This window comes from Microbispora triticiradicis (assembly GCF_005864065.1).
Classification (GTDB): domain Bacteria; phylum Actinomycetota; class Actinomycetes; order Streptosporangiales; family Streptosporangiaceae; genus Microbispora; species Microbispora triticiradicis.
Genome location: NZ_VANP01000005.1, coordinates 170317 through 182654 on the forward strand (window position 1 = coordinate 170317; position 12338 = coordinate 182654).

The 12338-nt window shown below is 70.3% G+C and carries 13 protein-coding genes; 7 read left to right on the forward strand and 6 right to left on the reverse strand.

The features are described from left to right. Positions 1–206: 206 nt before the first annotated feature. Entirely contained in the window at positions 207–1007 is an 801-nt protein-coding gene (locus FED44_RS14925) for a methyltransferase domain-containing protein (RefSeq protein ID WP_138461049.1), read from the reverse strand. A 264-nt stretch (positions 1008–1271) separates the two neighbouring features. Further along, a complete protein-coding gene (locus FED44_RS14930) occupies positions 1272–1514 on the reverse strand; it encodes a hypothetical protein (protein ID WP_111701004.1) in 243 nt (80 codons plus the stop codon). A 599-nt stretch (positions 1515–2113) separates the two neighbouring features. Between FED44_RS14930 and FED44_RS14935 the strand changes: the two genes are divergently transcribed. The 3 genes from FED44_RS14935 to FED44_RS14945 all read left to right on the forward strand — a co-directional run bounded on the left by FED44_RS14935 (position 2114) and on the right by FED44_RS14945 (position 4584). Further along, positions 2114–2926 carry a ThiF family adenylyltransferase gene (locus tag FED44_RS14935; protein ID WP_187406095.1) on the forward strand — a complete coding sequence of 271 codons (813 nt, stop codon included), beginning with the start codon at positions 2114–2116 and terminating at the stop codon, positions 2924–2926. Then, complete coding sequence (locus tag FED44_RS14940; RefSeq protein WP_138461050.1) at positions 2923–3768, forward strand: pyridoxal-phosphate dependent enzyme; 846 nt, start codon at positions 2923–2925, stop codon at positions 3766–3768. Before FED44_RS14935 ends, FED44_RS14940 begins: the two co-directional genes overlap by 4 nt. A gap of 330 nt (positions 3769–4098) precedes the next feature. Beyond that, positions 4099–4584 (forward strand): hypothetical protein, encoded by a 486-nt coding sequence (locus tag FED44_RS14945; protein WP_138461051.1) that lies wholly within the window; start codon positions 4099–4101, stop codon positions 4582–4584. Positions 4585–4618: 34 nt separating this feature from the next. Here FED44_RS14945 and FED44_RS35795 read toward each other — a convergent pair whose 3' ends face one another. Continuing rightward, a complete protein-coding gene (locus FED44_RS35795) occupies positions 4619–4777 on the reverse strand; it encodes a hypothetical protein (RefSeq protein ID WP_167521478.1) in 159 nt (52 codons plus the stop codon). A gap of 91 nt (positions 4778–4868) precedes the next feature. Between FED44_RS35795 and FED44_RS14950 the strand changes: the two genes are divergently transcribed. Continuing rightward, a complete protein-coding gene (locus tag FED44_RS14950) occupies positions 4869–5597 on the forward strand; it encodes a VOC family protein (RefSeq protein ID WP_138461052.1) in 729 nt (242 codons plus the stop codon). A gap of 97 nt (positions 5598–5694) precedes the next feature. After that, complete coding sequence (locus FED44_RS14955) at positions 5695–6561, forward strand: dihydrodipicolinate synthase family protein (protein ID WP_111701049.1); 867 nt, start codon at positions 5695–5697, stop codon at positions 6559–6561. On the opposite strand, the gene FED44_RS14960 is transcribed toward FED44_RS14955, so the two are convergent. The 3 genes from FED44_RS14960 to FED44_RS14970 all read right to left on the reverse strand — a co-directional run bounded on the left by FED44_RS14960 (position 6558) and on the right by FED44_RS14970 (position 9574). Further along, a complete protein-coding gene (locus tag FED44_RS14960) occupies positions 6558–7784 on the reverse strand; it encodes a DUF6716 putative glycosyltransferase (protein ID WP_138461053.1) in 1227 nt (408 codons plus the stop codon). The genes FED44_RS14955 and FED44_RS14960 overlap by 4 nt on opposite strands. Further along, positions 7781–8833, reverse strand: a complete 1053-nt coding sequence (locus FED44_RS14965) for a hypothetical protein (RefSeq protein WP_244301944.1) — start codon at positions 8831–8833, stop codon at positions 7781–7783. The genes FED44_RS14960 and FED44_RS14965 overlap by 4 nt, the downstream gene beginning before the upstream one ends. Positions 8834–8923: 90 nt before the next feature. Then, complete coding sequence (locus FED44_RS14970; RefSeq protein ID WP_138461054.1) at positions 8924–9574, reverse strand: TetR/AcrR family transcriptional regulator C-terminal domain-containing protein; 651 nt, start codon at positions 9572–9574, stop codon at positions 8924–8926. Positions 9575–9655: 81 nt separating this feature from the next. Between FED44_RS14970 and FED44_RS14975 the strand changes: the two genes are divergently transcribed. Together FED44_RS14975 and FED44_RS14980 are read left to right on the forward strand one after the other, a co-directional pair. Continuing rightward, the gene (locus tag FED44_RS14975) at positions 9656–11191 is read left to right on the forward strand and encodes an FAD-dependent monooxygenase (RefSeq protein ID WP_138461055.1); all 1536 of its coding nucleotides are present in this window, start codon (positions 9656–9658) and stop codon (positions 11189–11191) included. Between the two features lie 90 nt (positions 11192–11281). After that, positions 11282–12100: an aldo/keto reductase gene (locus FED44_RS14980; RefSeq protein ID WP_111701012.1), complete on the forward strand. Its 819-nt coding sequence runs from the start codon at positions 11282–11284 to the stop codon at positions 12098–12100. The last annotated feature ends 238 nt before the right edge of the window (positions 12101–12338 follow it).

The window sequence follows — 12338 nt, forward strand, 5'->3', positions numbered from 1 at the left end:
ATCCGATGTTCCTCGGGACGTCTTCGGCGACCGCCGAGACCCGCCTGCACAGAGAACACGAGCGGCCTTCTCGATTACTGATGGGCCGCTTAAGGACACCGTCCCGCGGGTGGCTTAAGCGGCCGCCGCCACGCACCGCCGCCCGTCGAGAAAATTCACAACCCGCCTTTCAGGCTCGGCCGCTCGGCGCAGCGAGCTGCCGCCGGCTACCGCGGTCTCCTGGCCACGGCCACGTAGATCGGGAGGGCGATCGTGAGCTCTCCCCTCGCGTCGGCCAGGTCCAGTGACCGGAACCACAGGGACCTGTCGGCATCCGGGACGAGGCCTGATTCCCGCCGGTCGAGAACGGGGACCACGGATGCCGCGTCGTCCAGACGAGTGGACACCGCCTGGACCGCTCGCAGGACGGGATCGACGAGTCCCGCCCGGAGAAGCCTGCGCCGGAGGGTACGGCCGACGGTCGGGTGGGACACCTTGCCACGGAAGGCGTCCAGAACCCGCTCGGTCACGGTCTGGTCCACTCCGTCCACGACCAGCCCGCTCCAGTCCACGTCGATGACGCACAGGCGCCCGCCGGGGCCGAGCGTCCGGGCCAGGGCGCGGACGGCGGAGCCGGGGTCGGCCACATGCTGCAGGACGCGCTCGCACCACACCACGTCGAATGCGCCCGAGTGGTCGAGGGAGGCGACGTCCCCGATCCGGTAGGTGATCGTTCCCGCTTCCGGGACGCCGACGTGCCTTCTCCGCGCGGCCGCCAGCATCGCGGGGTTGAGGTCCACGGCCACGACCGATCCGGCCGGCCCGACCAACCGGGCGAGGTCCCGTGCCACCTCCCCGAGCCCGCACCCGGCATCGAGCACGCGTTCACCCGTGCCGACGGACAGCAGATCCAAAGCGGAGGCTCGTACGCCCAGCACCACCTCGTGCTGGGAGATCCGTTCGAGGTACTCCTCCATGATGGACTGCGCTTCCGCGGTGGAACCGGCCTGAAAGATCTTGTCGTTCACGGAGTGTCTCCCCTTGTCGATGACGCGGGTCCGGTCCGGACGAAGAGGGAGCGCCGCTCAACTGTCCCATCCACGCTCTCGCCGGTGACCGTTTCCATCTCGTGCCTCAGCGAGACGTGGTGCTGGAACTCATCCACGGGCATCTCGGCATCGAGAGCCCGGCCCTGAACGACAGACCGACTCTCGTCGACAGGCTTCCGGGTGGAGTCGCGGTTCCGTTCCGGGCCGATGCGAACGCCGGCCCGGAACGGAGTCGTCAGCGGTTCAGTAGTAGAGATAGAGGGCGTATCGGGAGCCGGCGAGCTCGCACTTGAAGTCCTGGACGATACCGCCGCTGGTGATGGCTTGGAAACCGGCCCTGAAGCACTGGTCGCGATACTGGTAGTACCCCGTGAGGTGCCACGTCTCAGCGGTCTGCGCGTAGGCGGCCGTGGCGGAGCCGGTCACGGCGCCGAAAGCCAGCCCACCGGCTACCAGCGCCGCTGCGGCCAGACGACGGGTTCTCATTTTCTTCTTCCTGCCCTTCATGAAGGAGCGCGTGCCACATGAACGACGATTTCCCAACGAGAATTCGAATCGTTCACGTGATGTCCTGCATCCATGGTGCGCGAGCATGCTTGAGGATCACTTATGGCCGCTCTTAAAAGGCGCTGGAATTATCCTTAACCGCGCGAAGTCGAAGTCGCGGATCGTCACACATCCCCGTGGCGCCGACTTCCCGCGTACGGCGCGTCGGGCCGGTACGCGAGTGGGCGCCCGGCCCACTCGCCTGAGCGCAACGACGTTCGCGCTGGTCACAGAATCTTGACAGTGTCACATCGGATATGCCTAGGATGTCGGCGTGGAACCCGACGACGATCGCCGTGGACGTCAAAGGGCGGCCCGTCATTCCGAGTAGGGCGGCGGCCGCCGTCTTCCCCTCCTATATCCGCGAGCCGCGCGCATCTGCGATGAGACGAACACCGAGACGCCCGTCGGGCGCTCCGTGAGGCGTTTCCTCGACAGGATCCAGATGCGCGCCCCGGCTCGAAACACAGACTCAGCCTGCCGAGGGCGCTGCGGCACTCCACAGCGGAATGGCTCCGTGTGCAGAAATGAGGTTGCCCATGGAAGGCTTCACCGTGAATCCCCGGCTTCAACGTAATCTGGGGATCCTGGACGAGGAATCGATGCGGAAGGTCGCGGACACCCATGTTCTCGTGGCCGGGGTGGGCGGCGCGGGCGGGCAGTGCGCGGTGGATCTGGCCCGCCTGGGCTTCGGCTGGGTGACGCTGGCGGATTTCGACGTCTACGAGGTGCACAACGCCAACCGCCAGATCGGCAGCTTCGACAGCACCCTCGGTCAGCCGAAGATCGAGGTCGTCGGCGACATGTGCCAGGACATCAACCCCGAGCTGCGCATCCGTAAGGCCGCCGAAGGCGTGACGGAGGACAACGTCGATTCGCTGCTGTCGGGATTCGACGGCAAGCCGGTGGACTACGTGGTGGAGACCATCGACATCGCCGGCGCCCGGGCCAAGGAATGGTTACATCAGGAATGCCGCAAGCGGGGCATCGTCGTCATGACCGGCCTGATGCTGGGATTCGGCGCCGCCCTGCACGTCTTCCAGCCCGAAGCGCCCCTCTACGAAGACCTGTTCATTCTCCCGGACGGACGCATCGACCTCCCCAAGATCGTTCCCGGGCTCGGCAGCTACGTCGTCCAGGAGTATTGGGACGCCTGCTTCGCCGGACGCGGACACGCTCCCACCTGCGTTCTCGGAGCCACCACCGCGGCCGGGATGATGGTCGGCGAGATGATGCGCGGCATCCTGCTGGGACGCGATCAGATGGTGTCCTACCCCGAATACCTGTACGTGGACCTGTTCGACCACCGCTACGTGCGAGGCCCGGTCGCCGGCCGCGTCTCCCCCACATGAACGCCACGCTCACACGTTTCCCCCTCACCCGGCCCGAGGAGAATGGCCCCGCCGTGCTGTGGGGCGGGATGTACGAATCCGGCAGCCTCAAACACCTGACGTACGAGCTGTGCCTGAACGCGGCTCCCCGGGACGCCCGGGGATTCGTCGAGATCTCCGGCTCCTCGACCGCGCTCGCCCTGGACCTGCTCGGGAGAAGACGACGACTGCCGACCGTCGCCGTCGCCGACGCGTCCGGCCGCGATCACCTCACCCGGCGCGGCTTCCGCGGCCGGGTGCACACGATCACGAGCATCGGCGAAGCCCACGAGGTGTGCCTGGAGTACGAACGGGCGGGCTGGTACTGGCCCAGGCAGTTCACCAACCCGGCCCTGGTGGGATACGTGGAGCGATGGGCGTGGCGTCTTCTGCGGCAGCTCCGCGCGGACTGGCCCGGCATCCGCCACCTGGTGTGCGGGTTCGGCACCGGCGCCACCGTCGCGGGACTGCACCGCGTCTTCGCCCCGCTCGGGTACGCGGTCGTGGGACTGCAGGCCAGGCGAGGCGACCCCGTTCCCGGATGGCGGAACTACGCCCTGCAGAACGTGGGCGAGCAGGATCTCTTCCACCGCTACCAAGCGGACATCCCGCTGGCCACCGCAGCCGGAGCGGACGCCCCCGGTAGAGGCGCGCTGCAGTCGCTTGTCGCGTTCGCCCACACCCACACCCATCCCGAACAGGTACTGGTGATCTCCCACGACGGCCGGCCCCGCGGGGATCTCGCAGGGCGATCCGATGACCGGCCACCGTGGGTTCGGCCCAGGAGCCCGGCCCTTACCGACAGACCGCGGCCACTCGGATAAGAGCGACCCGCTGCACCATGCGACACCACCGGTTCGGAGGTACGGATTTTGCTCCACGAGATCCCGGAGACAGGCCATAGACGGATAGTCGCCGCCACGGTACTGGACGATCTCCTTCGCGAGTGTGAAGCCTGGTTCAGTCGGCGACGGCTGACTCTGAAACACGACGAGGACGTCTCGAACTGGGTCCGTCACATGCGAACAGCGCCCGCGACCGACGGCATAAATCCTACTTATGACCCGGAACACAGTCCCGTTTCCCCAGGGAACAGTTACTGGCTGGACGTCAGGGACCGCGACGCACGGACTGTCGCGTGCATCGCCGCTCGAATGATCCATACGGACGACTTCGCGCAGCACATGAGCTCCATGCGGCTGTGGTTCGACCCGCTCCCCTCGGAGATGGGAGGGCCACTGAATCTTCTTCTGCCTTCGAATACGCCGGTCATCTCCGGCACGGTGGCGCACTACGGTGGACATTGGGTCCACCCGGACTGGCGGGGAAACGGAATTCCGGGAATCCTCCTCCCCATGGCGAAGATCCTCACGATGGAGCTGTTCGGGAGCGACTGGGACACGGGGATCGTGCTCTCGAACAGTGCTCAGAGGCGCAACCTCATGGCCGCGTATGGTTTCGCGAAGGCAGAACTGTGCTACTCCGGCTTCTTTCCTCCTCTGCGTCGCGACGAGACTTTCTTCCTGGTTCGCAGCACCCGGGAACAGACCCTGCACGACCTGCCCGCTGTGATAACCGGTTTGCGCGAGGACGGAGAGGAACCGGTCCTCACAACCCGGACCGGAAGTAGAAACGGTTGAGGCCGACGGCGTTGGAGATGACGCCGCCCGCGGCTCAGGCGTGGGAGGAGTCGGAGCGGGTGATGTCCTCCAGGCCGCCGTTCTCGTTGTGGTCTAGCCGTTTAAGTGGGTGCCGGGGATGGTGCGGCTGGTGGTGGGCAGCGCGGGACAGGTTCTGGCCCGTGACCTTCCCGGCCCAGCGCTCCCGCCGCACCTGGTGACATGAGGCACGGCGTTTGGAGCGATCCATGTGCGAGTGCCGCCGAAGGCTGTAACCATCGCCGGGCGACAGGAAGGTGAGTGACTTGAGTGAGCCCGCGGTCCGGCCGAACGAGACGACGGTGCCCTTGATGCCGTGCGCGTCGGTGGAGGAGACCCTGGCGTTCTACGAGGCGCTGGGATTCGAGGCGACCTACAAACAGAGCAAGCCCTATGTCTATCTGGCGTTGCGGTGGAGCGGATTCCAGCTGCACTTCGGGCCGGCGCCCAAGGGCCTGGATCCGGCCCGGGAGGAGTCCGGCGGCTGCCTCGTCATGGTCGACGCCGTGGCGCCGTACCACGCGGCGTTCGTCGCGGCGATGCGCCGCGTCTACGGGAAGGTGCTGAGTTCCGGCCTGCCGCGGATTACCCGCTACCGCCCCGGCGCATCCCGGTTCACGCTGATGGATCCGTCCGGGAATTCGATCATATTCATCCAGCGCGACGAGCCGGCCGCGTTGGAGTACGGCGGCTCGAAGAAGCTGACGGGCCTGGCCAAGGCGCTCGACAACGCGCGGATCCTGCGCGAGTTCAAGAACGACGACCTGCAGGCCTTCCGTGCGCTCAAGTCCGCGGTGCGCAGGCACGGCGCGGACGCCTCGCCGGTCGAGCGGGCCATCGCCCTGTGTCACCTCCTCGACCTGTCCACGGTCCTCGGTGAGCCCGCCGATCCCTGGCTCGCCGATCTGCGCGGTCTGGAGCTCACCGCCGACGACCGGCGGCGCGTCGAGGCGGAACTCGGGCATCTCGCCGGACTCCAGGAGTGGCTCCCCTGAGAGCAACGCGGCATTGATGCCATGATTAGAGTTTCTAATAAATAAATTCAGGAGAATTAAATTGTTCTTATAGATCGCGGTGCCGGACGCTGCCGTCATGACACTGACCGGTTTGTACGTCCCACTGATCACCCCCTTCGACGTCGAGGGCGCCGTCGCCCTGACAGTGCTGGAAGCCCTGGCGCACGACGTGCTGGACGCCGGCGCGACGGGCGTCGTCGCGCTGGGCACCACGGCAGAGCCGGCCTCGCTGACAGACGGCGAGCGGCGCGCCGTCCTCGACGTGGTCGCCGGGGTCTGCCGGGCCCGCTCGGCGGAGCTTCTGGTCGGCGCGAACACTGCGGAGGCGCTGACGGCGCTGCGCCGCCGTCCCGAGGTGACCGCCGCCCTCACGCTCGTGCCGCCGTTCGTGCGGCCCGGCGAGGCCGGGGTGGTCGCGCACTTCACCGCGCTCGCCGCGGCGAGTCCGGTGCCGCTGGTCGTCTACCACGTGCCCTACCGGACGGGTCAGCACCTGTCCGCCGACGCCCTCCGGCGGCTCGCCGGGCTGCCCGGTGTGGCCGGGGTGAAGTACTCCGCCGGTGGGATCGACGCGGAGACCGTCGAGCTTCTGGCGGATCCGCCGGAGGGCTTCGCGGTGCTGGGCGGTGACGACGTCGTCATCTCACCTTTGCTGGCGCTCGGCGCGCACGGCGGGATCCTCGCCTCGGCGCATCTCGCCACAGCGCGGTTCGCCGAACTGATCACCTTGTGGCGGTCGGGCGACGCCGCCGGGGCCCGGGCGCTCGGCCACCGCCTGGCGGCCCTGTCGGCGGCCCTGTTCGCCGAGCCCAATCCCACCGTCGTCAAGGCCGTCCTGCACGCGCGGGGCCGCATCCCGGCCCCCGGCGTACGGCTGCCGCTGCTGCCGGCGGGCCCGGAGACGCTGCGACGGGCGCTCCGGGCGGCGGACGCCGTCGTCTAGAGGGCCTTGAGGTAGCGGCGCATGCGGCGCTTGGCGCGGTAGCCGTACCGGAGGACCTTGGGCGGCACCTCCAGGCGCAGCCGGGCGCGGCGGCGGGCGGCGGCGTGCTCGGGACCGTCCAGGAGCGAGCGGGCGGGCTCCAGCGTGCCCGCGCGGGCCGCCGAGACCAGCGCGGCCACCCGGCCGGTCCAGTCGGTGGCCGAGGCGTCGTGGAAGTAGTTGGCCCGGCACCACTCCGCGTCCGGGGTGCGGAAGTCCGCCTTCGCCAGGTCGTCGAGCGTGCCCAGGCAGCTGCTGCCCTCGAACACCAAGTTGATCATCTCGGCGCTCACCCCGAAGTCCGACAGCACGAGCAGCGGCACGTTCCCGGCGATGGCCTCCAGCGCGGCCGTCGAGCTGACCGTGACGAACCCGGCCGCGCGCGACAGGTGCTCGTGCATCGGCCCGGCGGCGAAGCGGACCAGGTCGCGATCCACCCGGCCCTCGTCGGCCAGCGCGTTCCACAGCCGTTCGTAGTGGTGGCGTTCGTTGTGCGTCTGCCGCTCGTCGTCGCGGGCCCGCAGCTTGACCACCACGTCCAGGTCCGGCCGGGCCCCCGCGAGCGCGGCCAGGGCGAGCAGGACGTCCTCGCGCTCCTCGCGGCGGCGGGGCACCTTCGCCTGCGTGGCGAACACCACCCGGTCGCGGACGCCCCCGCCGGTGTCCGCTCCGAGGCCGCCGAGGTCCAGGTAGGGCAGCCGGGCGAGCGCCACCGCCCCTCCCCCGCCCAGTTCCCGGCCGATGGCCGAGAACTCGGCGACCTCGCGGCCGCTGTGCACCACGAACAGGTCGCAGCCGCTGCGGAACAGCCAGGCCTTCTCCGTCGCGGGCACGGAGATGCCGGGCAGCCCCGACACCAGCACCGGGCGGGGCCGCAGCCCGGCCAGCGTCTCCGCCGCCAGCGCGTCCACGACGGGTCCGGTGCAGGCGAGCAGCACGACGTCGGGCCGGAACCGTTCGGCGGTCCGCCGCAACTGCCGCGCCGGCAGCACCGCGGGCAGTTCCCGCCCCGCGGCCCCGGCCCGGGTGCCGCTGACCGCGGCGGCGATCTGCGCCGCCGAGGGCGCGATGGGGGTACGGACGACGACCAGGTCCGTGGTCCAGTCCTCCGGGAGCGCGTCGAGCAGGCCCGCGGCCCACTTGAGGTACGAATCGGAGTCGGCCACGGCGAGCAGACGGGTCAAGGAGCGACCTTTCCTTCACTTGTACGGGGAGAGTCCGGCGGCGCCCCGCTCACCTGCTGGGGCTGGTGCGCGAACAACTGGAGATGGGAACGGAGGGACGGGGCGGCCGAGGAGGTCCACCAGTCGTCCGGCACGTCCACGGCCTCCACCGGCACGCCCCGGGCCGACAGCAGCACGCGCAGCGAGGTCACGGCGGTGGACGGCAGGCTCAGCACCCGCTGGCCGGGCCGCAGGTCGCGCAGCGTCATCTCGGCCGGGGCTCCGGCGTCGTACACGGTCAGGCCGGCGATGCGGCGCACCCGGTCGAGGTCGCGGGGGTCCTCGCGCCGGTGGGGGAAGTACGCGACGGGCTCCTCGATCCGCTCCAGCCAGCGCAGGTAGCGGTCGCGGTGGATGAGCCCGTTGCGTACGAGCGAGGTGCCGAGCACGACCGTGCGCTCCGGCGGCGGCCGATCGGCGGGCTGGGCGCGCAGCCAGGCGAAGTCGTGCCGGACGAGCCGGACGCCCGCGCCCTCCACCTCCTCGGCGAGGCCGGGGGGCACGGGAAGCGCGGTGAAGACCGAAGGGCGGCGCGTGCGCAGGCGGAACCCCGCCGCCGCGCCCAGGACCTTGCGGCCCAAACTCGCCGTCGCGCGGGCGCGTAACAGGGGGCGCCGCGCGACCAGCAACTCCAGGAGGCGGATCGTGGCGAGCCCGTCGTCCACGAGCACGGTGCGCCCGGGAACGGCCGTCACGAGGGCGAGCTGGACCCGCCCGGAGAAGGCGTCGCCCACCGCCCAGGTTCGGCTCGGCCGGGGAATCCGCTCGGACGGCTCGGCGAACTCCAGCCCTTCGGGCAGCCCGAGCCGCCCCAGCTCACGCCGGGTCATCCGGAGCGCGGGCAGCCCCGCCCGCGGCACCACCCGGGTGATGCTGCCGAGGAGCCCCGCACTGTGCGCCTCGACGACGCACAGAAGCTGCAGGGGGGACTCCACCCATGCGACGGCCTGCCCCTGCCCGGCGGCGTGGCGCCGTCCCTCGTCATCCACGCCGCGTGAGGATTCGTTCACGACGCGCTCACCCTAGCCACCCCATGCGACGTACGCGGGAACTCGGGGTGAACGGACCCTGGCCGGAAGTGTGATGTCCAGGTCGGCGGGTCAGCCGCCAGCGGGTTGCCGCGACGAGTCCTCGTGAAGGACGCGTAGTCCCGTCAGCATGAGCGTGAGGCTGTAGTGGAAGTCCTCGTCGGCAGTGCGACCGGACGCGTGGCGCTCGCGCAGCGCCCGCGCGAGGGTGGGGAACGGGAACCGTTCGTCGGAGACCATCGCGAGTTCGGCGTCCGGAGCCGGACGCGACTGCTCTTCGACGGCACGGCCGATCACGAAGTGCGTCAGTGCGCCCGCCGCGCGCGAAGCGTCCGCGAGCTCGAAGCCCGTCTCGTGGAGCACGGCCGTGACGCGCTCCACGAAACCGCCGAGCGCGAGTGCCCGCGTGACGTCGGCGCCGAGTGCGACGCGCGCCCCGTCCCGATGGGCGAGCAGGCCGCGCCGGAGCTCATCGCAGGACCGCTCCAGCCACAGCCACCAGGGCTGCGCGGGACCCGGGCCACCCAGTCCGGCCACCACCGGCCCGAGCATGAGTTCGGTCATCTGGTCGAGCAATGCCCGCTTGTCGGCGAAATGCCAGTACAACGCCGGCGCCTTGACGCCCAAGGCGGTCGCCACCCGTCGCACGGTCAGCTTGTCCAGGCCCTCCTCCCGCAGCAGTTCGAGCGCCACCTGAGCCACGCGGCGCTTGTCGATCCTCACTCCGCTCACCTCCGGTTTGACATTTTAACAAGTTAAGGACAGCGTGGCTCCCGTTCATTTAACAAGTTAAGGAGAGATGGGATGCACGAGGATGTGATCGTGGTCGGAGCCGGTCCCGTCGGCCTCATGCTCGCCGCCGAACTTCGCCTGGCCGGCGTCTCGCCGCTCATCCTGGAGCGCTTGGCCGAGCCTGCCCCGCAGCGCAAGTCGCGTGGAGTCGGGCCGCTGGCCTTCGAAGCGCTCCAGCGGCGCGGACTCGGCGAGAGGCTGGCCGCTCACCAGCCGGAACGCACCGCGGAGAAGGCACGGGACCACGGCAGCGAGAAGAACCACTTCGCCTGGATCCACAAGATCGACCCGTCACCGCGGGACGAACCCGACCGCCGCGGCGCCCTCGTCTGGCAGCCCGACCTGGAAGCCGTCCTCGCCGAGTACGCGGCCGAACTCGGCATCCCCGTTCTTCGCGGGCACACGGTGACCGCGATCACCCAGGACGACGCCGCAGTGACGGTGACGGCCGAGACCGCCGGCGGGCGGTGCGAACGCACAGCGGCCTACGTCGTGGGATGCGACGGCGGGCGCAGCACGATCCGCAAGCTGGCCGGGTTCGACTTCCCGGGAACGCCGCCGCTCATGACGGCCCGCCAAGCCCGTGTGGAGATCACCGACCCTGATGCACTGCCCCCATCGGGCCGCACCGCGGCCGGCATGCTCATCCACGGCCCGGGAATGATCGGAGTCTTCGACTTCAGCCCCGATCAGGAGGAGCCACACGGCCCGCTCACCCGCGAGGAACTCCAGGCCAGCGTGCGGCGCGTCGCCGGCGTCGACGTGACCGTCACGGCGATGACCGACACGTCGCGCTTCACCGACAACGCCCGCCAGGTCACCACCTATAGAAAGGGGCGTGTCCTGCTGGCCGGCGACGCGGCACATGTCCACTCCCCCAACGGCGGCCAGGGGCTGAACCTGGGCCTGATCGACGCCGTCAACCTCGGCTGGAAGCTGGCCGCCGAGATACGCGGCCAGGCGCCCCCCGGACTGCTCGACAGCTATACGGCCGAACGGCACCCCGCCGGGGCCGCCGTGCTGCACAACACCCGCGCCCAGTCGGCACTCATGCTGCCCGGGCCGCACACCGACGCGCTGCGCGACATCGTCTCCGACCTGATGGACATCCCGGAGGTGAACCGGTACTTCGGCCGGATGCTCGGAGGGCTCGCGACGCGCTACTCCTTCCCCTACACGCCTCCGCACGCGCACCCCCTGATCGGCCGCCTCTGCCCCGACCTCACCTGCGTCGTCACCACGGGCGACGGCGAGCTCCGGTCCGCGCGGCTCAGCCGGTTCACCATCACCGGCCCCTTCGTCCTCCTCGTGCCGGCCGGCCACCCCGCCATCGCGGCCGCCGCCGGATGGCGAGACCGGTTGAAGGTCGTCCCGGCCGCCGCCATCGACCATGACCAGCTTTCCGCGGCGCTGATCCGCCCGGACGGCGCCGTCGCCTGGGCGAGCGCGCCCGGCCGGCCGTGTGACATCGCACTTATGCGAACCGCGCTGCACACCTGGCTCGGCGCCCCGGCCGCCTCTCGTCCGCCCGGGGCCGCCGTCGTCTGACGGGCCGCCCGTACAGGTGCGCGCATGGACGCCGACCGCGGGTCCGCACCCAGAAGGGATCATGCCGGGGCGTTGGGGCAGCATGGGGGCATGGAAGACATCGACTTGAACAACGGCGTTCCCATGCCCCGGCTCGGCTTCGGCGTCTGGCAGGTGGCCGACGACGAGGCGGAGAAGGCGGTCACGACGGCGCTCGAATGCGGGTACCGGAGCATCGACACGGCCAGGCTCTACCAGAACGAGGAAGGCGTCGGCCGGGCCCTGCGCGCCTCCGGCATCCCCCGCGAGGAGCTGTTCGTCACCACGAAGCTGTGGAACGACCAGCAGGGCTACGACGAGGCGCTGCGCGCCTTCGACGGCAGCACGCGGCGGCTCGGCCTGGAGACCGTCGACCTCTTCCTGATCCACTGGCCCTCGCCGAAGCAGAACCGGTACGTCGAGACGTGGCGGGCCCTGGAGAAGCTGTACGCCGACGGGCGGGTCCGGGCGATCGGGGTGTCCAACTTCACCGTGGACACGATGGAGCGCCTGCTCGCCGAGACCGGCGTGGTCCCCGCGCTCAACCAGATCGAGCTGCACCCGCAGCTCGCCCAGCGGGAGCTGCGCGAGTTCCACGCGCGGCACGGCATCGCCACCGAGGCGTGGAGCCCGCTCGGGCAGGGCCGGGGCCTGCTCGACCTGCCGGTTCTCGCCGAGATCGGCGGCAGGTACGGCAAGACCGCCGCGCAGGTGGTGCTGCGCTGGCACCTCCAGCTCGGCAACGTGGTGATCCCGAAGTCGGTGACGCCCTCGCGCATCAGGGAGAACATCGAGGTCTTCGATTTCGAGCTGAGCGCGGAGGACATGGCCGCGATCGACGCCCTCGACGCCGGTCGCCGCCTCGGGCCCGACCCCGCCACCTTCGGATAGGAACCGGCCCGCCGGACAGGGAGACCGGCCCGCGCCCCGCGGAACCCGCGCCCTGTGGAACGCGCCTACAGAAAGCGCGCCCTATAGAGAACGGTCGCACCGCCCTCCCCGCGGCGCCCCGCCGCGCGGAGGGCGGCGCGTACGGGCCGGGTGCGCGCATCCGCGGAGCGGGGTGCGGCATCGGGGGGCGAGCCTGGGAGAGCTCAGCCGGCGCGGGCACGCAGCGGGCCCGGCTTGA